Annotated in this window: 24 protein-coding genes; 1 reads left to right on the top strand and 23 read right to left on the bottom strand. The window is 52.4% G+C overall.

The genetic code is table 11. The features are described from left to right. Nucleotides 1–10: 10 nt before the first annotated feature. The 3 genes from NSQ80_RS12590 to spo0A form a co-directional block, all read right to left on the bottom strand. Nucleotides 11–319 carry a metalloregulator ArsR/SmtB family transcription factor gene (locus NSQ80_RS12590; protein ID WP_009225799.1) on the bottom strand — a complete coding sequence of 103 codons (309 nt, stop codon included), beginning with the start codon at nucleotides 317–319 and terminating at the stop codon, nucleotides 11–13. A 75-nt stretch (nucleotides 320–394) separates the two neighbouring features. Further along, nucleotides 395–544 carry a hypothetical protein gene (locus NSQ80_RS12595; protein WP_157273473.1) on the bottom strand — a complete coding sequence of 50 codons (150 nt, stop codon included), beginning with the start codon at nucleotides 542–544 and terminating at the stop codon, nucleotides 395–397. 16 nt (nucleotides 545–560) lie between these two features. Next, nucleotides 561–1,364, bottom strand: a complete 804-nt coding sequence (gene spo0A, locus NSQ80_RS12600) for a sporulation transcription factor Spo0A (protein WP_009225798.1) — start codon at nucleotides 1,362–1,364, stop codon at nucleotides 561–563. 465 nt (nucleotides 1,365–1,829) lie between these two features. On the opposite strand from spo0A, the gene NSQ80_RS12605 reads away from it, so the two are divergent. After that, nucleotides 1,830–3,206, top strand: coding sequence for an IS110 family transposase (locus NSQ80_RS12605; RefSeq protein WP_260072012.1), 1,377 nt, complete (start codon nucleotides 1,830–1,832; stop codon nucleotides 3,204–3,206). Between the two features lie 339 nt (nucleotides 3,207–3,545). Here NSQ80_RS12605 and spoIVB read toward each other — a convergent pair whose 3' ends face one another. From spoIVB to spoIIIAE, 20 genes are all read right to left on the bottom strand, one after another. After that, entirely contained in the window at nucleotides 3,546–4,877 is a 1,332-nt protein-coding gene (gene spoIVB, locus NSQ80_RS12610; protein ID WP_009225797.1) for a SpoIVB peptidase, read from the bottom strand. A gap of 99 nt (nucleotides 4,878–4,976) precedes the next feature. Then, nucleotides 4,977–6,716, bottom strand: a complete 1,740-nt coding sequence (recN, locus tag NSQ80_RS12615) for a DNA repair protein RecN (protein ID WP_009225796.1) — start codon at nucleotides 6,714–6,716, stop codon at nucleotides 4,977–4,979. Between the two features lie 30 nt (nucleotides 6,717–6,746). Continuing rightward, nucleotides 6,747–7,196 (bottom strand): transcriptional regulator ArgR, encoded by a 450-nt coding sequence (argR, locus tag NSQ80_RS12620; protein WP_009225795.1) that lies wholly within the window; start codon nucleotides 7,194–7,196, stop codon nucleotides 6,747–6,749. A gap of 59 nt (nucleotides 7,197–7,255) precedes the next feature. Continuing rightward, the gene (locus NSQ80_RS12625) at nucleotides 7,256–7,735 is read right to left on the bottom strand and encodes a hypothetical protein (RefSeq protein WP_028538372.1); all 480 of its coding nucleotides are present in this window, start codon (nucleotides 7,733–7,735) and stop codon (nucleotides 7,256–7,258) included. 156 nt (nucleotides 7,736–7,891) lie between these two features. Next, entirely contained in the window at nucleotides 7,892–8,755 is an 864-nt protein-coding gene (locus tag NSQ80_RS12630; protein WP_028538373.1) for a TlyA family RNA methyltransferase, read from the bottom strand. Nucleotides 8,756–8,767: 12 nt separating this feature from the next. After that, nucleotides 8,768–10,672, bottom strand: coding sequence for a 1-deoxy-D-xylulose-5-phosphate synthase (gene dxs / locus NSQ80_RS12635; protein WP_028538374.1), 1,905 nt, complete (start codon nucleotides 10,670–10,672; stop codon nucleotides 8,768–8,770). 182 nt (nucleotides 10,673–10,854) lie between these two features. After that, nucleotides 10,855–11,730, bottom strand: coding sequence for a polyprenyl synthetase family protein (locus NSQ80_RS12640; protein WP_036645822.1), 876 nt, complete (start codon nucleotides 11,728–11,730; stop codon nucleotides 10,855–10,857). A 47-nt stretch (nucleotides 11,731–11,777) separates the two neighbouring features. Beyond that, a complete protein-coding gene (xseB, locus tag NSQ80_RS12645) occupies nucleotides 11,778–12,059 on the bottom strand; it encodes an exodeoxyribonuclease VII small subunit (RefSeq protein WP_339299279.1) in 282 nt (93 codons plus the stop codon). Next, on the bottom strand, nucleotides 12,034–13,416 hold the full coding sequence (gene xseA / locus NSQ80_RS12650; RefSeq protein ID WP_028538375.1) for an exodeoxyribonuclease VII large subunit: 1,383 nt from the start codon (nucleotides 13,414–13,416) through the stop codon (nucleotides 12,034–12,036). The genes xseB and xseA overlap by 26 nt, the downstream gene beginning before the upstream one ends. A gap of 247 nt (nucleotides 13,417–13,663) precedes the next feature. Then, nucleotides 13,664–14,521 (bottom strand): bifunctional methylenetetrahydrofolate dehydrogenase/methenyltetrahydrofolate cyclohydrolase FolD, encoded by an 858-nt coding sequence (gene folD / locus NSQ80_RS12655; RefSeq protein ID WP_339299281.1) that lies wholly within the window; start codon nucleotides 14,519–14,521, stop codon nucleotides 13,664–13,666. A 42-nt stretch (nucleotides 14,522–14,563) separates the two neighbouring features. Continuing rightward, complete coding sequence (nusB, locus tag NSQ80_RS12660; RefSeq protein ID WP_009225786.1) at nucleotides 14,564–15,013, bottom strand: transcription antitermination factor NusB; 450 nt, start codon at nucleotides 15,011–15,013, stop codon at nucleotides 14,564–14,566. Between the two features lie 288 nt (nucleotides 15,014–15,301). Then, a complete protein-coding gene (locus tag NSQ80_RS12665; protein WP_009225785.1) occupies nucleotides 15,302–15,535 on the bottom strand; it encodes a DUF2273 domain-containing protein in 234 nt (77 codons plus the stop codon). 14 nt (nucleotides 15,536–15,549) lie between these two features. Further along, nucleotides 15,550–16,089 carry an alkaline shock response membrane anchor protein AmaP gene (gene amaP / locus NSQ80_RS12670; protein WP_009225784.1) on the bottom strand — a complete coding sequence of 180 codons (540 nt, stop codon included), beginning with the start codon at nucleotides 16,087–16,089 and terminating at the stop codon, nucleotides 15,550–15,552. Nucleotides 16,090–16,194: 105 nt separating this feature from the next. Next, nucleotides 16,195–16,602, bottom strand: coding sequence for an Asp23/Gls24 family envelope stress response protein (locus NSQ80_RS12675; RefSeq protein ID WP_009225783.1), 408 nt, complete (start codon nucleotides 16,600–16,602; stop codon nucleotides 16,195–16,197). A 112-nt stretch (nucleotides 16,603–16,714) separates the two neighbouring features. Then, nucleotides 16,715–18,058 (bottom strand): acetyl-CoA carboxylase biotin carboxylase subunit, encoded by a 1,344-nt coding sequence (accC, locus tag NSQ80_RS12680; protein WP_009225782.1) that lies wholly within the window; start codon nucleotides 18,056–18,058, stop codon nucleotides 16,715–16,717. 87 nt (nucleotides 18,059–18,145) lie between these two features. Continuing rightward, a complete protein-coding gene (gene accB, locus NSQ80_RS12685; protein WP_016311706.1) occupies nucleotides 18,146–18,643 on the bottom strand; it encodes an acetyl-CoA carboxylase biotin carboxyl carrier protein in 498 nt (165 codons plus the stop codon). A 164-nt stretch (nucleotides 18,644–18,807) separates the two neighbouring features. Then, on the bottom strand, nucleotides 18,808–19,599 hold the full coding sequence (locus NSQ80_RS12690; protein WP_009225780.1) for a SpoIIIAH-like family protein: 792 nt from the start codon (nucleotides 19,597–19,599) through the stop codon (nucleotides 18,808–18,810). A gap of 64 nt (nucleotides 19,600–19,663) precedes the next feature. Then, on the bottom strand, nucleotides 19,664–20,311 hold the full coding sequence (gene spoIIIAG / locus NSQ80_RS12695; protein WP_009225779.1) for a stage III sporulation protein AG: 648 nt from the start codon (nucleotides 20,309–20,311) through the stop codon (nucleotides 19,664–19,666). Between the two features lie 20 nt (nucleotides 20,312–20,331). Continuing rightward, a complete protein-coding gene (spoIIIAF, locus tag NSQ80_RS12700) occupies nucleotides 20,332–21,171 on the bottom strand; it encodes a stage III sporulation protein AF (protein ID WP_339299285.1) in 840 nt (279 codons plus the stop codon). A 47-nt stretch (nucleotides 21,172–21,218) separates the two neighbouring features. Next, nucleotides 21,219–22,415, bottom strand: a complete 1,197-nt coding sequence (gene spoIIIAE / locus NSQ80_RS12705) for a stage III sporulation protein AE (protein WP_009225777.1) — start codon at nucleotides 22,413–22,415, stop codon at nucleotides 21,219–21,221. Between the last annotated feature and the right edge of the window lie 17 nt (nucleotides 22,416–22,432).

Below are 22,432 nucleotides of genomic sequence, written 5' to 3' on the forward strand. Positions count from 1 at the left end.
GATCTCCCTCCTATTCGCAACAAGCGTGTTGAATCGCCTGTTTCAAGAGCGAAATCACATGCTCGTCGTCACAGCTGTAGTACACCGTATTGGCCTCCCGACGGAACTTCACCAGCCGCAAATTTCGCAGCAGACTCAGTTGGTGGGAAACCGCCGACTGCGATAAATTCAACACTTCCGACATATGCGTCACGGAACATTCTTCTTCCGACAGCAAATGAAGAAGTTTGATTCGGGTCGGATCGGACAATGCTTTAAATATCGTAGAAACCTTTTCCAGTGTATCCGGGCTCAGATCGATGTGTAACTTTTTTTCCACCTGGTCGTTCCCCTCTCGAATAACAGTATATGAACATATGCTCATATACAGGATAATCCTAAAGGGACTTTATTGTCAATCGGCAAGTGCGGATACCATCTCAGGCAAAATAAAAAACGGCCGCATCCCGGCATACACCGAGAGGGACCGCCCTTCATTTAACCCTTCTGGATCACTGCATAAGTGAACGACCAACGGCTTAATTTCTCCCGTCGTTATCACCATTCGTGTCCTCAGACTTTCAAGACACCTTATGCTCGATCCGCAGTTTATCCGCTACCATTGCGATGAACTCACTATTGGTCGGTTTGGATTTGGAGATATTGATCGTATAACCAAAAAGATGGCTGATGGAATCGATGTTGCCTCGGGTCCAAGCGACTTCAATCGCATGACGAATCGCACGCTCTACGCGGGATGGCGTCGTTTTGAATTTCTCCGCGATCGCCGGATACAGTGTTTTCGTAATGGCGCCTAAGATTTCGATGTTGTTGTACACCATCGTGATCGCTTCGCGCAGATATTGATATCCTTTAATATGCGCCGGAACTCCGATTTCATGTATGATCGATGTGATGTTCGCATCGAGGTTCTTCCCTTTGCCCAGAGGCACCACATTCGATTTGGCAAACGAAGTAGAAGGTGCACTGTTGCTTAAGGTTTGGACACCCACGAGCTGACGGATGCGGTTCGCCAACACTTCCATGTCAAAGGGTTTCAAGATGTAGTAAGAAGCTCCAAGCTGAACGGCACGCTGCGTGATGTTCTCTTGACCAAAGGCGGTCAGCATGATGATTTTAGGCTGAGGGGTTAGGTTGAGGTCGCGAATGCGCTCAAGCACACCGAGTCCGTCCAGATGGGGCATAATAATGTCCAGGATCAACACATCGGGAACTCTTGCTGCTTGATCAATCATCTCCAGTACTTCTTCCCCGTTATAGGCGATTCCTGAGACGACCATATCGTCTTGCTCCGAAATGTATTCCGCGAGCAAATTCGTAAATTCACGATTATCATCTGCCAACAACACTTCGATTTTCTGCACTGCCTACTTCCTCCTTCAGGTAATTGGATAGGTTTATTCATTGCTTCTCTTCTTACCAGAATAAGGATTCGACATGCAAAAGTAAATTCCTTCTGTCGAAAATTATTTTTATTTATTTTTTTGCATGATTGATATATAATAAATTATTTATTTACATAAAACGATCTCGTTCGGATTCATTCGACAAATGCATACAGATTCCAAGCCGGGTTTGTCGACCTTTGCTTGAGGAGTTTCACTTCCTCAAGATAAGAAAAACGTCAATCGACGTACATTCAATGTAGACAGACCGCGTTTAGCCGAAGTTTTTCTTGCGATATCAGGATGCCAATCCCCGTAGTTTATACTTTCTGGCGTGTAATATAATCAAAATATAAAGAGGAAATCCCCAGCGACTATCGAAGAAAGAAGCACCTGACAGGGAAGCTTCAATCTTACCTACCAACCACAGGAGGTTAAAGTCGCATGGGGAAATCCTCGCACATTCAAGGCCGTAAGGGAACTAAGTTCAGTCAACAGCTAAGGGGCGTTAACCTGGAGCAAGTCCTCATCGTTGCAATCGATGCGGCCAAGCTCCACCAAAAAGCCTTAATATGCAATTATTTCGGCGACATCATTGAAAAACCCTTCTTTTTCTCAGCGAATAATTCTGGTATGGAGCTGCTTTGCAAGAAGATTAATCAAGCGGTTACAGCCACAGAGGCTGTTCGCTTGTTCCTGGGTATTGAGGCAACAGGCCATTACTATGAAGACATCGTCCGCGAGATGGCGAAACGAGGGTACCACGTTCAGATCTTGAATCCGTATACCACCTTCGAGGAACGCGCCGGCGCACTGAATTGGTGCAAAACAGATGATCTTGATCTTGTGGCCATCGCCCATGCCATCAAAAGCAACAAAGCCACTGAAAACCAGCTTTTGAATGGCGTGCAGCGTCAGCTCCATGTCTTGACTCGAGCACGGCGCTCTGAGACACGGAAGCGTGCTTCCTTGCGTACAGAGATTCGAGCACTTATGGACCTCATCTGGCGCGAGTACCAAGGATATGCAGATTATTCAGCCGGTAGAGCTCGAAAAATCAAAGTATTCAGTGACTTCTGGGGGAAAGCCTCGCTCTTCTTCATGGAGCATTATCCACACCCCGCTGCTGTCCTGAAACTAGGGGAGACCGGGCTACGGAAGCTCTCGATTCAGCATAATCTCAAATTGCGAAACACCACCATCCAGAAGCTCTTGCACGTCGCTGAACAAGCGTTATCGAGAAACTTACAGGAACTTCGGCCTGAGCTTATGTTACTGAAAATGAAGCTACGTGACTTACGAACATTTGATGCCAAAATTAATGTTTTGGAACAAGAGATCGAGAACCTTCTCCTTCAGACAGACGGACGACTGCTTCTTACCGTCCCGGGCTTAGGAGTGACTACCGCGGCTGAGCTTTATGCTGAAATCGGCGATGTATCTCAGTACTCGAACGCAAACCAGTTAATTAAGAAAGCTGGCACAAACCCCATTGTTAAGCAAACAGGTGGCGGCAAAGGCTCCTACCGCAAGATTTCCAAACAGGGAAACGATCACCTTCGTTATGCGGTATATCTAGCAGGTAAGAGTCTCTGCATGCATAATAAGGACCTTAAGCCTTTCTATGATCGTCTGAAGGAAAAAGGAAAACATGAACGAGCCATCTTTGTTGCAATGGGTAATAAGATGCTCAAAGTCGCTTTCGCCATGCTGCGAGACCGTTTACCGTTTCAATCGCAGTGCTCTGATTATCACATCCTTGATGAGGTCAATAAGAAGTTGAACTTCAATTGCGTTATGCCGACACTAGCGGTGGCCTAACTAAGCAAGATCTTGGAACCGGTCTTTCTGGGACTGAGGGAAGATCGGATCACTTTCTTGGAGACCTTGGATCTCGTATGTCAGCTTTATCCACCTCGCCCTGTGAATGCGAATTGTACGTTAGCGTATACTCTGCACTCAGCCAGATTGCATCGCAGGATTGAAAAAACGAGGCTATTTCCTTTCAAGTCCGAGAAAGGCCGGTTTCAAGCATCGCTTCTCTGTCAGTTGCTAACTTTTTTGAAAATCTGGGTGGTTAGGTGTGTTTGGGTTACCCAGAAACCTAAAAATTCTACTTGACATAGTACGCTGATATCTAAAAAAATCTTAAGGCAGCGTTTAGCTCGCCTTAAGATTTTGCATCGTGTCTTTCGGGCTTTGTAAAATACCGGCATCCTGCAGCATCCATTCGATAAAGCAACCATATCCTGATTTCGGGTCGTTGACGAATACATGAGTCACAGCGCCGATGAGCTTGCCGTTCTGAAGAATCGGACTACCGCTCATGCCTTGAACGATGCCGCCGGTCTTCTCCACGAGACGCGGGTCGGTAATGCGGATAACTAATCCTTTGGTTTCCGGTACACTCTGCTTGGAAACATGGACGATCTCGACTTTAAACCGCTCTATGCGTTGACCTTCGACAACGGTCAGAATTTCTGCTGGTCCTTCCTTCACTTCTTCTGCAAAAGCGACGGGAATCGGTTTCTCATAGAGGCTATGCTCCGGGTTTTGCGACATCTTCCCGAAGATCCCAAAATTCGTATTGCGTTCGATATTGCCTAGGGTTTTCCCTTCTTTTAGAAAGTGAGCACGCTTCTCCCCGGGTTCACCGCTCTCGCTCTTGGAGATGGATGTGACGCTGGATTGCAGGATTTGCCCGCTGCCGACGACGATCGGCGTTTGGGTATTCATATCGGTAATGATGTGGCCGAGGGCTCCATAAACGCCGTGATCCGGGGCATAAAACGTCAAGGTCCCTACCCCTGCAGCAGAATCACGGATATACAAACCGAGTCTCCAAGCCCGATCCTGCTGATCATATGCCGGCTTTAAGGACGTTGTGAGTTCCCTATCGTTCCGCATATAGGTGATCTTAAGGGGCCGTTGATGTTTGCCCGCTTCGGCGGCAATTTCCGCTACTTCGCGGACATCGTGGAGCTTCATTCCGTTAATGTGGGTGATCAAATCACCGGCTTGAATTCCGGCCGCTTCGCCGGGTGAAACTTTGCTGGTATCTGTTACAACTTGATGATGCCCGACCACTAAGATCCCGGCGGATTTCACCTTGACACCGATGGTTTGTCCGCCGGGAATCACTTTAAGGTCCGGAATGACATTGACCTTGACGGTCTTTAGAGGAATTTGACCGAATAATTTCATGCGGAGGTTGGCTTCTCCACTCCGAAGCGACGAAAGCTTGAGCGGATGTCCTAATGATACTTTCATGGATGGGTTCGCCTGCCCGTTGACCATCACTACATCAGGCCGATCCACACTGACTTCAGCCTGTACGGGCAAAGCAAATGAAATTTGTGTTCCCTGACCCTGAAACAGGCGTAACTCGTCCGGCAGTACGGGAAGCCGCCCTTCAGCGGCAGACGTGCCGAGAAAACAAAAGAAGAAGGCAAGAAAAAGACCGAGCATTCGATTCCTGAGGTTCGGGTTCAATGGCTGTCACGCTCCCTTAGCTTCTTTCGCTTGACGAAACGGTGGTCGCCAATTGCGTACCTATAAGATACCCCGGGTCAGGTGTTTTATTACTGTCAATCATTGTGCCAGACTTAGTAAAACATCCTTTTGTGCCTGCGCCAGCTTCAGCATTTCTTGGGCATGATGCTGGGTCTTTTCCGTGATTTCTACCCCGCCGAGCATGCGGGCCAGTTCATTTACCCGTCCCGCTTCATCTAAGGAAGCAACGCGTGTCATGGTGCGGCCGTCTTCAACGACTTTCTCGATGAGGTACTGCCGATCCGCCATGCAAGCCACTTGCGGCAGATGAGTGATGGCGAAGACTTGGCACATCGCAGACAATCGCGACAACTTATCGGCAATCGACTGAGCCGCTCGTCCGCTGACGCCAGTATCAACTTCGTCGAAAATCAGTACAGGAACCTGTTCATGCCGGGCAAATATGCTCTTTAGTGCCAGCATCATGCGGGACAGCTCACCGCCGGATGCGATCTTGCTAAGCGGTCGGAGCGGTTCTCCGGGATTTGGCGAAATGAGGAATTCAGCATTGTCGATACCGTGTTTGCCGGGACGGATCTTCTTTCCTTCCCATTCCAATCCGTTGGCATCCTCTATGAGGCTTAACTTGACTTCGAGGGAGGTTCGACCCATTTGCAGGTCCTTTAGCTCCGTCTCGATCTGAGCGGCGAGCTCAACAGCCTTCTGCTGCCGTACAGCACTTAACTCAAAAGCCTGCTTCATCAGCCGCTCGGTTAATTTCTCCCGTTGCACCTGCAGCTGCTCCAGGCGTTCATCCTTATTCTCCAAGGCATCCACTTCCTGGCGAATCTTCTCATAATACGCAAGGATCCCTTGAATGTCATCACCGTATTTACGGCGGAGCGTCGAGATCAGGTCCAGGCGTTCCTCGACTTCTTCCAGCCGTTCAGGATTAAACTCGATCCGTTCGCGATAGTTCCGCAGGCTAAAGGACGCATCCTCCAGTTGATAATAAGCGGATTGAAGCTGCTCCAGGAGCGGAGATATTCCTTTGCTGTCATATGCGGATACTTCACTTAGCTTCGAGACAGCCTTCGCAATCGCATCCAGTCCCTGAGGGCCATACAGCAAATCATAGGCTTTCGAAATGGACTCCATCATTTTCTCGCTATGGGATAGCTTGACCTTTTCCTCCGCGAGTAATTCATCTTCACCCGGTTTTAACTCGGCTGCAGAAATTTCACTCAGCTGAAAACGGTATAAATCAAGCATTTGCAGCGCCTGTTGGCTTGTATTGCGCAGCTCGTGATATTCCTTGTCGATCCGTACGAATTCGGCGTAGGTCGCTTGGTAAGCCGCCTTCACCGGATCAACCGCCTCTGCCCCGTAGGCGTCCAGCAACTCTAAATGGCGTTCCGGTCGAAGCAGGGTTTGGTGCTCATGTTGGCCATGCAGGTTAATCAGCTTCTCCCCAACCTCACGCAGCATGGATAAATTCACGAGCTGTCCGTTAATGCGGGCTGAGCTCTTGCCTTGGACACTGATTTCCCGGCGAATAATCAGAAGCTCTCCGGGATCTCCCGCGATGCCGAATCCTTCCAGGGTTGTCCAAACCGGATGTCCTGCTGGCAGATCGAAGGAAGCCTCCATCTCGGCTTTATCACAACCATAACGGATTAAATCGGCTGACCCCCTGCCGCCGGCAATCAAGCTCAGGGCATCAATGATGATTGATTTGCCCGCCCCGGTCTCCCCTGTCAGGACATGAAAGCCGGAACCAAACGATACATCGACCGCTTCAACCACTGCCAGATTACGAATGGATAAATGAACCAACATCCGGGCAATCCTCCCCTACTCCCAACTCAATTAAGATATGTATCCCATGATCTGATCAATCAGATACCGGCTATAGTCCTCGTTGCGGCAAATCAGTAAGATCGTGTCGTCACCGCAAATTGTGCCAAGCAGATCCGGCCATTCCATATTGTCCAGCAGCACGGCTACCGAATTCGCGGTCCCCGGAAGACACTTCATGACAACCAAATTGCCGGTATAGTCGATATGCACGAAACTGTCGACCAGCGCCCGTTGCAGCTTCTGCACCGGATTATAACGCTGAGCCGTCGGCATGGAGTACTTGTACCTGCCGTCGTCCGTAGGCACCTTAATCAGCATTAATTCCTTAATGTCGCGGGAGACCGTCGCTTGAGTGACTTGATACCCCGCCTCGCGTAATGCTTCTACCAGCTCATCCTGGGTTTCGATTTCCCTGGCCGAAATGATTTCCCTTATCTTGATATGTCTATGCCCCTTCATTCTGCCCTCCATTAGCCTTGTATGGTCGTATTTAGTCGTATTTATCAGTATTTATCGGTTTAGGCGGATTCATCTTCTTCATTATCGTCCGTCGTTAGGGATATGACCTTCAGTTCCCCTTGCTCCGGATCTACGTATAACACGCCAGCGCATTCCGGATATAACAGCAGGAACGGCAACAGGTCCCGGCGCAAACCGCTACCCGTCCATTCCACCGGGCGGCGTTCCCGCGCAGTTCTAACAAGATAGAATTCCCCATTCTTGACTGCAATATAGTCAATAAAGAGACGGCTGTGCAGAAGTTCTCCGTCCACACGGAAGGTGAGCGGAACTTTCAGTTTATCGCTGACGACTTCGTACCCTGCTTCTTCCAGCATGTCCACCGCAGGGTGCTCTATAATCTCCTCATTCATCTCAAATCCGATGCCGGATCGTAAAGAAAACGGCTTGCGGACCCAGGAACGAAAACCGCGGTATAGCAAATACACGCCGATTCCCGCGATCACTACCATCAGAAGACCGTCCGAATAAGCTCCCACCGATATCACCTCATCCCTTATTTCGACGCTTCCGCGATTAGCTCCTGTCTAGAGAAGCACAAAATTTAGAAGGGAATGAGGACAACATCAAGGTTTTGATTCCATTATAGGGAACAAGCGTTCGATTTGCAAGATGCTGCAATGAAAAAAGACCCATCACTTGGATGGGCCTCCTGTAAAGGTGTTTGATGCTTCATGAACGACGCTGGCCGCCAGCTCGCGGATCCGTGTAAGCTGATCCACATCCTGCTCCTCTGCCGTACCAGCCGCAGCTTCTTCTTCCAATCTGAGATGAGCTAAAAATTCGATGTTCCCTTCCCCGCCGGTAATCGGAGAGAAGGTCAACCCGGCCACCTCATAGCCTTGCTCCACCGCAAAGCTCAGCACGGTCTCCAACACTTCCTGGTGTACTTTGGGATCGCGGACGACCCCCGATTTACCAACCTTTTCACGACCAGCCTCAAACTGCGGCTTAATGAGCGCAGCGATGTCCGCCGGCCGTTTCAACAACGCAAGAAGCGGCGGCAAAATGATTTTTAGCGAAATGAAGGAAACGTCGATACTGGCAAAATCCGGCGGAGGACCGTCCAAATCCTGCGGCGTCATATAACGGAAGTTGGTGCGTTCCTTGACGTTCACCCGCGGATCGTTGCGTAGCGACCAATCCAGCTGATTGTATCCGACGTCAATCGCGTATACATACTCAGCACCATGCTGTAAGGCGCAATCCGTAAATCCGCCGGTCGAAGATCCGATATCTAGCATCGTACGACCGGTCAGATCCAGGTTAAACTGCTTGATCGCTTTTTCCAGCTTAAGTCCGCCCCGGCTGACATAAGGATGGATCGCTCCCTTGACCGACAACACGGTATCCCGGGGAATCTTCGTCCCCGCCTTCTCGATCCGTTCCTGTCCGCCAAACACCAGTCCGGCCATGATCGCGGCTTTCGCCTTTTCTCTGCTGTCAAAATACCCCTGCTCGACGAGCAGGACGTCTACGCGTTCCTTGGAAACCGACATGCCAATCTCCCGTCAATAATTTACTTTCTTGCCTAGCGTTAAATGTGGTTCGCTCCGTAGTTTGTGTACCTCACGAACGACGTTCTCGGCGGTCAAGCCGACTTCTTCCAATTGCTCCTTGATGCTGCCGTGCTCGATAAACCGGTCGGGCACGCCCATCAATCGGATGTCCAGACCCGTGATTCCTTGCTCTGCATAGAACTCCAAGATCGCACTACCCAAGCTTCCCGCCTGCGAAGCTTCCTCCAGCACGATCATGGTCCCGCTGCTTTGCGCGAGTTGAACCAGCATCTCTCCGTCCAGCGGTTTTAAGAATCTGGCGTTCACCACCGCAGCGGACACGCCTTCCCGCTTCAGCCTTTCCGCCGCTTCTTCGGCAACCTGCACCATCGGGCCAACCGCAACGATCGTCAGGTTGTCGCCTTCCCGCAGCAGCTCCCACGTTCCGATCGGAATGGGCACCAGCTCTTTGTCCAGCGGAACCCCCGGTACGTTGATCCGCGGATAGCGGTAAGCAATCGGCCCGTCGTTATATTCCAGCGCCGTCTTCATCATGTGGCGCAATTCATTTTCATCCTTCGGCATCATTAATACGATATTTGGAATATGACGCATAAAAGCGATATCGTAAACCCCTTGGTGGGTCTCCCCGTCCGCTCCTACGAATCCAGCCCGGTCGATAGCGAACATCACGTTGGCGTTCTGGCGGCAAATATCATGCACGATCTGGTCGTAAGCCCGCTGCATGAACGTGGAATACACCGCATAGACCGGCTTCAAGCCTTCCATCGCCATGGCGGCGCACATCGTCGCGGCATGCTGCTCGGCGATACCGACGTCAATCATGCGTCCAGGAAAACGTTCGCCGAATTTCACCAATCCGGAACCGCCCGGCATCGCCGGAGTCACCGCCACAATCCGTTCGTCCTGTTCGGCCAGCTCGATCAAGGTCTGTCCGAACACCTCCGTGTACATCGGATTCCCAACAGCCTTCAGCACTTGGCCGGATTCGATTTTGTACGGCGTGATGCCATGCCATTTATGCGAATCCTGTTCAGCCGGGGTATAGCCTTTGCCCTTGGTGGTCAGAACGTGCACCAAAACTGGTCCGCTGACGTTATTGGCCTGCTTGAAGGCATCGATAAGGCCCGGCAAGTCATGGCCGTCAACCGGTCCCAGGTATTTGAATCCGAGCTCTTCAAATAAGACGCCGGATACCATCAAATACTTCAGGCTGTCCTTCACCCGCTCCACGGTTTTGGCGACTTTGCCGCCAATGGCCGGGATTTTCTTCAGCAGCTGCTCCACTTCGTCTTTGGCCCGCAGGTAATTGCGGTCTGAGCGGATTTTGGTCAAGTAGTTATGCAAAGCTCCGACATTTGGCGCGATCGACATCTCATTGTCGTTCAAGACCACCATCAAATCTTTCTTCTCATGGCCGATATGGTTCAGCGCTTCAAACGCCATCCCGCCGGTTAACGCACCGTCCCCGATGATCGCAATCACGCGGTTCGATTCGCCCTTCATATCCCGGGCCAGCGCCATCCCCATAGCCGCTGAGAGGGAGGTGCTGCTGTGCCCTGCTTCCCACACGTCATGCACGCTCTCGCTCCGCTTGACGAACCCGCATAATCCATGATGTTTACGAAGCGTGTCGAACTGGTCCTTCCGCCCGGTTAGTATTTTATGTACATAGGCTTGGTGTCCTACGTCAAAGATGAGTTTATCCTGCGGACTGTTGTAGCAATAGTGCAGGGCGATCGTCAATTCCACCACGCCCAAATTCGAAGCCAAATGCCCGCCGGTAACCGACAGCTTCTCGATCAAGAACTGGCGGATTTCCTCAGCGAGCGGCGTCAATTGCTCCAGGGACAAGTTTTTCAGATCGGCAGGCTCATGTATTTGCGAAAGCAGCACAGCCATTCCCCGCTTTCCTAAATGTATGGTTCAAAAAGCCGGCATCTAAGTCCGGCCTTTTCTTGCACATGTTGATAATAGCCTTCATTATACCATATGTCATCATGATGTCGAAATCACTTGCGGCGGATAGGTAAGTCATTTTTCCCTGATTTCGACCAACGCCTTCGATGGGAAAGTGACTAGTGATCGCGGCGAAGCAGCAGATCGGCAATTTCCAGCAGCCGCTGCGGGTTCGGAATCGCTCCGTTTTGTAACGCCTGCTTCGCCTCACTCGTCAGCCGTTCGACTTCCGCCCGGGAAGCCTCGATGCCGATAAAGTAAGGATAAGTCACCTTCTGTTGGATGACATCGCTTTGCGTTTTTTTGCCGAGCTTGCTTTCATCCCCGATCAGATCCAGGATGTCGTCCTGAATTTGAAACGCATGCCCCAGCGCCCGTCCGTACCGCTCCAAAGCCTCAAGCTGCTCTGCATTTCCCGAAGCGATATGTCCGCCCGCTCTGACCGAAAATACGATCAGATCTCCGGTTTTGTGCTCATGAATGTAGCGCAGCTGGTCGAGATCGGTCACTCCCTGCTCGCCTTGCATGTCGGCCACCTGGCCGCCCACCATGCCGCCCGGCCCGGCAAACCGCGACAATTCCTCCACGATCGCTAAAGAAGCCTCGGCCGGCACCCCTTGCTTGCGGCTCGCTTGAACCACGCTGTAAAAAGCATGCGTCAACAGCCCATCCCCGGCCAAGATGGCCATCGCTTCTCCAAACACTTTATGATTCGTTGGTTTCCCGCGACGGAAGTCATCGTTGTCCAAGGCCGGGAGATCGTCATGGATCAGCGAGTACGTATGTACCATTTCCACGGCGCAGGCGACGGGCATTGCCGCATCCCGGCTGCCGCCGAGCGCCTCCGCCGCAGCCACGACGAGCAGCGGCCGAAGCCGTTTCCCACCCGCCATCAGCGAATAATCCATCGCCCGGCTTAGCGTTTCCGGCACCTGCCATGCCGCCGGAAGGCTGGAGGACAAGCGTGTGGACACGGCTTCAGCAATCTCCTTCATGTATGCCTCTATCGATAATTGCTGCTGCAACAAGATCACCGCTCTCCTCAGAAGTCCAAACTATCGCTTAACGGCGGCTGAAACGGCTGCTTCTCTACCGCCCCGTCTTCTTCAACAATCATTTCGATCTTACGTTCCACCTGTGCCAGCTTTTGACCGCAGATTTGCGAGAGCCGCATGCCCTGCTGAAACAGATCAATCGCTTTCTCCAACGGCACGTCTCCGCGTTCCAGCTGAGACACGATGTCCTCCAGCTGGTTCATCGCATCTTCGAAATTTAGTTCCGCATGCTGCGCCTCGGCATTAAGCTTGGTTTCCTGTTCCTTCATCTTCCCCCGCTCCTTCCGGCCTCATGCCCCAAACTTGACAATCTAGTTCTCCGTCCGTCACCTTCACCGTTATCCGGTCGCCCAGTTCGACGTCCGATAACGACTTGATGATCCGTTCTCCTCGTTCATCGTAGACGAGGCTATAGCCCCGCGCCATGACTTTAAGCGGGCTTAGCGCATCCAGATGGCGAATGCCCGAGGCCAGCTGGCTGGACTTCTCCCGCAGGATGCCCTGCATCGCTTGCCGCAGCAGGCGATCCGCCTCCCGCCGCCGGCGTCCCGCGAACTGCAGCGCATCCCGTGGATGGAAGCGCAGCAGACGCTGGTGCAGGCGGTCTTGCGCCGCGCCGGCCAATTGCAGGCGCGTCTGCATGTGGCCCGTCAGCCGCGAGGACAGCCGGTCCAGCCGCTCCGCGTGCTGGAGCAGGCTGCGCCGCGGCTGCGTCAGCGCCGGCGAGCGTTGCAGCCGGCGCAGCCGTTCGCGCGCCTGCTGCAGGCGGTGCTGCAAGCTCTGCTGCAGCACCTGTTCTCGCTGGCGCAAGAGCGCGCGCAGCTCGGCCGTGTGCGGCACGGCCAGCTCGGCGGCCGCTGTGGGCGTGGCAGCTCGCAGGTCGGCGACGAAATCGGCGATAGTGAAGTCCGTCTCATGGCCCACGGCCGAGATGACGGGAATCGCCGATTCATAGATCGCCCGCGCGACCTGCTCCTCGTTGAACGCCCACAGCTCCTCGAGCGAGCCGCCGCCGCGGCCGACGATGAGCACGTCGGCCTCGCCCATCGCGTTCAGCGTTCGGATCGCTTTCACGATCGACGGCGCTGCCCCCTTGCCCTGGACAAGCACGGGGTACAGGATCACTGCTGCCTGCGGATAACGCCGCCCCAGCGTCGTTAAGATGTCGCGGACCGCCGCTCCGGTTGGCGAGGTCACCACGCCGATCGTCTTCGGGAACCGCGGCAACGGCCGTTTGCGTCCCGGCGCGAACAAGCCCTCCGCTTCGAGCTTCTGCTTCAGCTGCTCAAAGGCCAGATACAGGCTGCCTACGCCGTCCGGCTGCATATGCGTCACGTAGAATTGATACTGGCCATCCCGCTCGTAGACGGAAACATTACCGCGTGCAATCACGCGCGTGCCTTCTTTAGGTCGGAACGGCAGCCGCTGGTTATACGATGCGAACATAATGCTTTTGATCCGGCTGTCCGCATCCTTCAGCGTGAAATACATATGCCCGCTGGAATGATGCGTGAAATTGGAAATTTCACCGCGAATCCAGACGTCGGTGAGCACCTGATCCGATTCCAGCTTCATCCGGATGTAGCGGTTTAATTCCTTGACCGTCAAAATCCGTTGCTGATCCAAAGGTGCCGCCTCCTTTCCGAGAATAAGGGCAATGTATACCCTTATTTGCTTCTCGTTGTCGCTGCTGATGAAGATAAGGGAACTTTTTTCCGTTATTTTATCGCTGTTGCCCCTATATGCGGGGTTTTCCACCTATCGCCCAGCAATAAGGCCAAAAAAGTCCTCTATTTTCCCAAAATGCCATCATCAGAGCGAAATAAGAACGTTTTGTTCCCTTATTTGAACCCAGTTATTCGACAACTTTAGCTTAAGCCAGCCCTTGCAGGCGTTTGGCTGCAATCAGCGTATTTTGCATCAGCATCGTAATCGTCATCGGGCCAACGCCGCCAGGTACGGGTGTGATCGGTCCGGAAATCTCTTTAACGCTCTCAAAATCCACGTCCCCGGCCAGCTTGCCGTTTACCAGTCGGTTCATCCCGACATCAATGACCACGGCGCCTGGCTTCACGTAAGAAGCATCCACAAAGTTCGCGCGCCCGATTGCAACCACAAGAATATCCGCGAGGCGAGTCAACTCTTTCATGTTCGCCGTACGCGAATGACACATCGTTACTGTGGCGTTCTCCCGTTGCAGGAGCAAGGAAACCGGCTTGCCGACGATGTTGCTGCGGCCAATGACAACCGCATGCTTCCCGGCGATCTCCACGCCTGTGCGTTTGATGAGTTCAATCACCCCCGCCGGCGTACACGGCAGCAAGCTGTCGTCGCCGATCATCAGATTCCCGACATTCATCGGATGGAATCCGTCAACGTCTTTCTCCGGCGAAATGGCATCGATGACCGCTTTCTCATCAATATGCTTGGGCAACGGCAGTTGCACCAGAATCCCATGGATATTCGCCTGATGGTTCAGCTTGTCCACCAAAGCGAGCAGGTCCTCTTGCGGCGTTTCCGCCGGGAGGTGATGAACCTCCGAATAGTAGCCCAGCTCATGGCAGGCTTTCTCCTTGTTCCGCACATATACCTGCGAAGCCGGATCTTCCCCGACGAGCACGACCGCCAGTCCCGGCGTAAAGCCTTGCTTCGCCAGCTGTTCTACCTCTGCGCGCAAATCCTTGCGGATATCCTCCGAAATTTGTTTACCGTTAATGATTGGTGCTGTCATGCTCGTCCGCTCCTCTTCCTTAAATTAAAATTGAAAATGGAATTATCGTTTGTTCTTCAATTGATCGATGTCTTGAATCATCTTCCCAAGTACGCCGTTGACGAATTTGCCGGATTCCGGGGATCCAAAATGCTTGGCCAGCTCGATCGCTTCATTTACAGCGACTTTCCCCGGCACGTCATCGCGGAAGATCATTTCATAAGTTGCCAGACGCAACACCTGCCGGTCCACCTTGGACAAGCGGCTGATTTGCCATCCCTTCAAATAATCCTCCAGCAAGCTATCGATCGCATCCTTCCGGCTCCAGGTGCCGTTGACCAGCTCCAGCGCGAAAGCCCGTGTCGCATCTACATCCGACAGCTCGACCTCACCTTCGTTCTCTTCCATCGCTTCCGTCAGCAGCATCGTTACCGCTTCGTTCGCGTCCACCTCGTTCATTTCCATCTGGTACATGCTCTGCACCGCAATCTCTCTCGCCAAACGCCGTTTCATCTGCTTCCTCCTAACCAATTTCTACGCTTTACTCTTCCATCATGGCTTACCTTTAAGTTGCTATGCTTCAAATCCTATCTTTCAGTTCTTACCCCTAAGCATAGACCAAAACCGGCTCAAACATCACCGGACATTTAACAATTCACGACTCTCTTTAACACAAAAAAAGACCCGTAATAGGCTTACTCCACAAAAGGGGCAAGAACACGTTCCTAGCTCTTTTCCGGAGTAAGCATATCACAGGAAGCGGTAATGAGGAATTCAAAATTCAAAATCCCAATTAAAATCTCATTTAAAGGGACGCCAACGCGTGGACAGCCATTCCCAAATCGTGCCCCAAGGTAAGAGCGGGCCTCCCTCCAAGTCCTTCTGCTTACCAATCGTATACCCGATAAATAGCAGCAAGGCGCAGAACAACATATTCCAGAATCCGAAAAACAGATAGATCGGGCATAAAAACACGGCCGCCGCTATCCCGAGCAGGCGTCCTTTGTGACTCTCCCACAATTGTTTCCAGAACACCCCGCTGCTCACCCCTATTCAACCCGGCCTTTGAGAACCGGGGAATGGACCAGATTGGCAATGTACACCGATACGTAGGAAACAGGAATCCCGGTAATTTCCTCGACGCGGTCATGGACTTGTTTCTGAACTTCTTCCGTCAACGCAGGGATCGACGTCTCCCCGTCCACAAGCGCACGCACAACGATTTCAAGTCCGGATTCCGTAATCCGAATCCGCGTCTTCACTTCCTTGATGCCACGCACGCGGGAAGCGGCTTTGTAAGCCAAGTTCTCGATGGTGTCCACCGAGATCTGGATATCGCCGTATTCATTGCGTTGGTCAATCGAGGTCGCCGAGCTGCGGTCTCTGCTGACGGATATGTAAAACACACGAATGCTGATCAAGAGCAGCAGGATTGCCGCTACCCAAGTGCCGATATAGATCGGTTGCTGCTCCAGGACCTTCAATTCCAGAGGAACGGCGTCCGTGAGCACGAGAATAACGAATACGGATAGGATGGCAATGCTTAAGCTGTAAATAAACATCAAAATTCGATCTAAAATTTTGGCCACGACAGGTATTGCCTCCTTAATAAGAGGGTTGCTTCAGCTTGTCCCAGCTGAAAATTACAGTAAACCCCTGACCAAGGAAGCGGTCAAGGGGTTCATGACAAATCGTTATTTCACGCGATGGGTCGCTTCCACTTCTTCCACACGTTCGGCTGCTTTGAAAATGACGTCGTGAATATGTACGTTCACTTCAACGACATTCAGTCCCGTCATGTTTTCGATGGAGCGTTTCACATTACGCTGGATTTCCGAGGCGACTTCCGGGAGACGGTTGCCGTATTCGACGATAACGGATACGTCCACCGCAGCTTCACGTTGACCGACTTCCACCTTCACACCCTTGGAAAGGTTCTTTCTTCCCAATAGTTCGGCGATCCCGCCGGCAAATCCACCGCTCATTCCGGCAACCCCCTTCACCTCGACGGTAGCCAGTCCAGCAATCACTTCGATGACTTCGGGGGCAATTTGAATTTCACCAATATCCGTACGTTCGAATTCCGTTGGCAATGTGCTCATTCTATTCATCCACCTCTCAATAAGTATGACGCTGCTCTAACGATAGATACCGCGCACTTATTATACATACTATATCATTTTGGGTTCATTATGACAAACGCGAGGCGGCTTTCTATATCTCGTTTTCTTCCAAAAATTTGATATCAAAGTCACCTTTAATAAAGGTCGGATGCTCCAGCAGCTTCTGATGGAAAGGAATCGTGGTATGAATTCCTTCGATGACGAATTCGGACAATGCCCGTTTCATCTTCGCGATCGCTTCCTCCCGTGTCGGTCCCCAAACGATCAGTTTCGCGATCATCGAATCGTAATGGGGCGAGATCATGTACCCTGGATAAGCTCCGCTGTCGACGCGAACACCCGGTCCGCCCGGAGGCAGATAGAAACCGATTTTCCCCGGAGACGGCATAAAGTTGCGGGTAGGATCCTCCGCATTAATCCGGCATTCGATCGACCAACCGTTCAGCTTAATGTCCTCTTGGGTGAAGGATAGCGGATTACCTTCGGCCACAGAGATCATCTCTTGAATCAAATCAACGCCGGTAACCATCTCGGTAACCGGATGCTCAACCTGAATCCGCGTGTTCATTTCCATGAAATAAAACTGTCCGTCCGGACCCAGTAGGAACTCCAGCGTTCCCGCACCGGAGTAGTTCACCGCCAGCGCGGCCCGAACCGCCGCTTCTCCCATCTCTTGCCGCTTCTCTGGCGAGAGCACCGGGCATGGCGCTTCCTCGAGCAGCTTCTGCCGACGGCGCTGAACTGAGCAATCGCGTTCACCCAAGTATACAGCGTTACCGTGTTTGTCGGCGATGATTTGGATCTCCACATGCTTCATGCCGGTCAAGTATTTTTCGAGATAGACACCGGCGTTCCCAAACGCTTTTTGCGCTTCTTGCTGCGCCGTTGTAATTTGCTTAATCAGCGATTCCTCGTCCTCGGCAATCCGAATCCCTTTGCCTCCGCCGCCGGCGGTCGCTTTGATGATGACCGGATAACCGATGTCCCGAGCAACCATCACGGCTTCTTCGAGGTCCTCAATCAATCCGTCCGAGCCCGGAATGACGGGCACGTTGGCCTCTTTCATCGTTTGCTTCGCCATCGCCTTGTCCCCCATGCGGGTAATCGCTTCCGGGGAAGGGCCGATAAACGTAATATTGCAGGAGCCGCAGATTTCCGCGAAGTCGGCATTTTCGGCCAGGAACCCATACCCTGGATGAATCGCGTCGCACTCCGTCAACGTCGCTACACTCATCAAATTGGTCAGATTCAAATAGCTGTCCTTGGACGGCGTAGGTCCGATGCAATAAGCTTCGTCGGCCAAACGGACGTGCAGCGAATCCTTGTCCGCTTCGGAATAGACCGCTACGGTAGAAATCCCGAGTTCACGGCAAGCACGAATGATCCGCACAGCAATCTCGCCGCGGTTAGCAATCAATATTTTATGAAATTTCATGAGATACTCGTATCCTCCTTTGGAAAGCTAGGGTAACGGCCCTTGAAGCTGCAACATGCATGATGCGTTAAGGGCGTATTCCTTGGTTTACTCCGGCTTCACCAAAAAGAGAGGCTGACCGTATTCGACCATCTGCCCGTTCTCCACCAGGATGTCGATGATTTCGCCTTTCACTTCCGCCTCCAGTTCGTTCATCAGCTTCATCGCTTCAATGATGCAGACCGTCGTCTTCTCGCCGACTTTGTCGCCGATATTTACGTAAGGCTGAGCTTCCGGCGACGAGGCACGATAAAACGTCCCGACCATCGGCGAAACAATGGTATGTAAGTTCGCAGCAGGTGCAGCCGATGGGGCCGAGTCTGTCGCTTGAGGAGCCGATACCGTTTCTTGCGGAGCCGGAGCCGATGCGGCAGCTTGGACATTTTGCGGTACAGCGGCAACAACCTGCGGCTGCACGTGAACAACTTCACTCGCGCCGTTCTTGCGAATGGACAAGCGAGCGCCTTCATTTTCGATTTCTAGTTCATGCACGGACGTTTGGTCCAGCAGCTCGATCAATTCTTTAATTTCACTCAGCTTAAACATATCTTCACTCTCTCCTTCAGCTTTGTAGGAAAAGCCTTGGCCTTCAACCATAAGCCTTCTCGGCTCATAACTTTATGTATTATATCATAATCGATCAAAATGGAAAGAGTCCAAGTTGCCTCGGACCCTTCCCTCCTCGGTTGCTATTCGACTGTGCTATAACCTTATTGTTTTACGTATTGCACGCTGACTTTATCCTGGGATACGCCCAGTTCCTTGATCACGAGGTCCATGATGCTGACGGCTTCTTTCGCTTCCATCTTCTCGCTGATCACCACGACTTTATATTTGTCGTCCGCTTCTTGTACGACGGCATTGGCATATTGCTGTTTCAATCTTTCTTCGATGTCATAGATTTTCGCTTCTTTCTCTTCCAAAGCGCTTAATTCTTGTTGAGCCATTGCAGCTTCTTCAAGGGATTCGTTTTCGTTGATCGTTTTCATCAGCTCTTCTTGCTTCTTCACGTTATCCTGTGCACGAGCGAATTGGTAAGCGTTCAGCGTGTCCGAAGAAGAGACGCCTTGAGCTTCCAGCTGACTCAGCACATCTTCATCCGTTGTGGCTTCCTTCTGGCCGTTGTCCGCAGCTGCGGTATCTTCCGACGCCTTGCCAGCATCGGCCGTTTGCGTATCCGTGGAGGTTGCGGTATCGCCGTCTTTGGCCACATCCGTATTTTCGCTCTTGCCCTCTTCGGCGGATTGCTCGGTTTGATCGTCAATCGCTGTATCGTCCGTGATTGTGCTGCTGTTTTCACTGCCGTCCGTTGTCACTTCCGAAAGGATGACATCATCGCCGTCTGTGCTTCCATTCATGCCGTTATTTGTCGCAGTCACCTGTTGTCCGTCAGCGGTTGTCGCAGGTTGCGGTCCTTCTTCCGTAAATAAGTAGTAAGCGGATAAAATCACCATCAAGCTCAGCATGGAAACCAGCCAAATCGTTTGTCTTTTGGATTTCATATTGGATTTCCTCCTCAAAAAAATGTATTCGAACGAAACGTTTCCTTAAATTTTGATTGCTTCCTTATTGAGATTGCTTGCGCGGGACGACGGAGATCCGGTAAGCCGGTACGTTTAAGCCCTTCTCAACCGCATCGACGATCAAGCTTTTCACCGTTTTGTTCTCAGCTCCCCGGGCGACGACCAGCACGCCACGAACCTTAGGCTTGATCTTCTTGGTGACGATCGGCTGCTCGCTGCCGGAAGCCTCGTAGGTGACGATCTGTCCGTCACGGGTATATTGGGTGATATGGCGTTTTCCCCCACCCGCATCGCTTTCTTCCGTTAGCTCCTGCGAATCTTTGATGTTTCGTTGGACCACGATTTCCTCGGTCGAATCAATGGTGACCAGCACATCCACCGCACCGACGCCCACGATTTTCTCCAAAATCTCCTTGGTTTTGCCTTCGAGCGCCGTTTCGATGCTGCTGAATTCATCGTCGCCCGTGACGCCCGCAGATCCGGTTGATCCGGAAAGGTCCTGCATCATCGGCGGTTCGCGGCTCCCTTCGCCGTTGTTATCCAGCTGCTTCACGTTAACGAAGGAGTTAAACAACATGATGGCGATCCCAACCAACCCGAGGATCAACAGCCAACGAAACGTACTTGCGGTTTTTTTGCCATCCGTACCCTTGCCTAGCCATTGCTCCAGTTTCTTCAGCCATCCCGGCACTTTCTTCACCTCCCGGCGTGTTAATCATTTAGATGCTCGGCCCTAAGGACCGTGATTGCCTCTCGATCAACGCCCCAGTTCTCCTGGAGCAGCTCTTCGATTTGCGAGACCAGCCGGTCTGCCGCCGGCTCGGCATCGCCTGCGGACGTGCCGCCGATTTTGCCATCTTCCCCTGAAGGGTTCCCGTCCAACGACTCTTCAGGGGAACTGGCCATCGCCGCTTGGCTCTGCGCTTCGGATTCCTCCTCAGCGTCCCCGGTCTTGCCGGAATTGCTTGTGTTTACGCTGATTTTTATTTTTTCTACCGGTGCGATCGATACCTCCGGCCCTCTTCCGGCTGCATCGGCTTTTGCTGTTTGCTCTTCCGACTTCACCTGCGCCATGACGACCTCTACCGAGGAAATAACCGGCTCTGCGGCCAGCGGACGGATTCCGCCGGCTTCGGATTTTTCCGCGGGTTTGGTTTTCAGCTTGACGGTTACCCGTTCAACTTGCCGTCCTGTCGAGCGCTCGATTTGTTGCTTCATTTGCCTTGCCGCCTCCTCGCCTGCCCAGGCCAACGCTTCGGACTCCTGCTTTTCCCTCAGCTTCTCGCCCTGCTGTAGGATCGCTTCCGTGCTTTGAACCTGGGAATGACTCTCTAGTCCGTCCCAGCTCGTCGAGAATGCTGCCTCCAGCTGGTCTTTGGCATCGGCTGAGAAGAAACGCATGACTGGGGATATCAACGTTAGCAGGATCAGCAGGCTGACCACGAATCTGACGTAACGCTCCATCGCGCGGTTGGGCAGCAGCAAATCCATAAACACGGCGATTAACACGATGAAGATGATTTCTCTCAGCCACTCCGCCAGCCAGTCCACGCATGATCACCACCCCTTGTAATTCGTTTGGGCCCCTTTAGGACGTCTCACCTCATCATCACGGTGATGTTCCCGGCGGTCAGCATGATCGTTATCGCCAGGAAGAACATCATGCCCACCGCGGCCAGCGCTGCGAAGACATACAACATGCTCTTGCCGATCGTCTCCAGGCATGCGATGACCGGCGAATCGCCAAGCGGCTGCATCACCGCCGCAGCCAAGTTGAAGATTAGTGCCAGCGTAATGATCTTGATCGCCGGAAAGGCGCACAGAAACAGCAGAATGATCACCCCGACCAGACCGATCGAATTCTTGACGAGCAGGGAAGCGGAGATGACCGTGTCCGTTGCATCGGCGAACACTTTGCCGACAACCGGGACGAAGTTACCGGTCAGATATTTGGCCGCTCGCAGGGTGACCCCGTCCGCCACGGATCCGGCGATCCCTTTGACCGAGATGACGCCGAGAAAGACGGTGAGCAGGATCCCAAGCAAAGCCATGCTCACGGTACGCAGTAAATTGGCCAGCTGGGTGAGCTTATACTTGTCGGACAACGAGCTAACGATGTGCAGCACCGCCGAGAAGAACAATAGCGGGAATATGACCGTATGCACCGCCGTCCCCACCGCATGGACCATAAATACAACCAAAGGGTGGGTCACCGTTACCGTTACCGCATTGCCTAAGGAAGCCAGCAGCGTGAACAGCAGCGGCACCATCGCCATCATAAAGTCGATCATTCCGCTAATCGCATTCGTCGCATAGGTGATCGCCACATGAAAGCTGTTGATTGCAAGCACCAAAATCACCATATAGCAGATGGAGTAGGCAACTTTACTGACCTGCTTGCGCTCGAATGCGGTCTGCAAGGTTTCCAGAATCATACTGAATATGGAGAGCAGCACGATGGTCACTAAGATGTGTCCGTTATACAGCACCTCGTGCCACATATATCGCATCAGGCCGCTTAGCCCCGCCTTCAGACTAAAGCTCTGGTCCTGCTGCAGAAGCATATCCATAAAGGAAGGAAGCTTCTGATCCGGGAAAAACCCGCCGTACTCCTTCATCAGCTGCTGCCAATACGTTTCGACCTGATCGGTGGGAAGCTCCTTGGCTTGGCGTTGGATCCAGTTGTCCCCTTCCCCTTCGGCGGAGGCGATGACGGGCATGTACCCAAACAGCAAGACCCCTAAGACGATCAAGAGCAGCGTAGAAGCGCGCCATCGTTCAATCGTTGCTGGCATAAGTCTTTCTCCCCAAT

Origin of the sequence: Paenibacillus sp. FSL K6-2441 (genome assembly GCF_037964765.1) — a bacterium.
Lineage (GTDB): Bacteria > Bacillota > Bacilli > Paenibacillales > Paenibacillaceae > Fontibacillus > Fontibacillus phoenicis.

What these genes read in the sequence shown, in the direction of transcription:
- NSQ80_RS12595 (WP_157273473.1), bottom strand. Translation starts at nt 544, where the DNA reads ATGGTGATAACGACGGGAGAAATTAAGCCGTTGGTCGTTCACTTATGC.
- NSQ80_RS12605 (WP_260072012.1), top strand. Translation starts at nt 1,830, where the DNA reads ATGGGGAAATCCTCGCACATTCAAGGCCGTAAGGGAACTAAGTTCAGT.
- recN (WP_009225796.1), bottom strand. Translation starts at nt 6,716, where the DNA reads ATGTTGGTTCATTTATCCATTCGTAATCTGGCAGTGGTTGAAGCGGTC.
- argR (WP_009225795.1), bottom strand. Translation starts at nt 7,196, where the DNA reads ATGAAGGGGCATAGACATATCAAGATAAGGGAAATCATTTCGGCCAGG.
- NSQ80_RS12630 (WP_028538373.1), bottom strand. Translation starts at nt 8,755, where the DNA reads ATGTCGGTTTCCAAGGAACGCGTAGACGTCCTGCTCGTCGAGCAGGGG.
- NSQ80_RS12640 (WP_036645822.1), bottom strand. Translation starts at nt 11,730, where the DNA reads ATGAAGGAGATTGCTGAAGCCGTGTCCACACGCTTGTCCTCCAGCCTT.
- xseB (WP_339299279.1), bottom strand. Translation starts at nt 12,059, where the DNA reads ATGAAGGAACAGGAAACCAAGCTTAATGCCGAGGCGCAGCATGCGGAA.
- folD (WP_339299281.1), bottom strand. Translation starts at nt 14,521, where the DNA reads ATGACAGCACCAATCATTAACGGTAAACAAATTTCGGAGGATATCCGC.
- nusB (WP_009225786.1), bottom strand. Translation starts at nt 15,013, where the DNA reads ATGAAACGGCGTTTGGCGAGAGAGATTGCGGTGCAGAGCATGTACCAG.
- NSQ80_RS12675 (WP_009225783.1), bottom strand. Translation starts at nt 16,602, where the DNA reads ATGAGCACATTGCCAACGGAATTCGAACGTACGGATATTGGTGAAATT.
- accC (WP_009225782.1), bottom strand. Translation starts at nt 18,058, where the DNA reads ATGAAATTTCATAAAATATTGATTGCTAACCGCGGCGAGATTGCTGTG.
- accB (WP_016311706.1), bottom strand. Translation starts at nt 18,643, where the DNA reads ATGTTTAAGCTGAGTGAAATTAAAGAATTGATCGAGCTGCTGGACCAA.
- NSQ80_RS12690 (WP_009225780.1), bottom strand. Translation starts at nt 19,599, where the DNA reads ATGAAATCCAAAAGACAAACGATTTGGCTGGTTTCCATGCTGAGCTTG.
- spoIIIAE (WP_009225777.1), bottom strand. Translation starts at nt 22,415, where the DNA reads ATGCCAGCAACGATTGAACGATGGCGCGCTTCTACGCTGCTCTTGATC.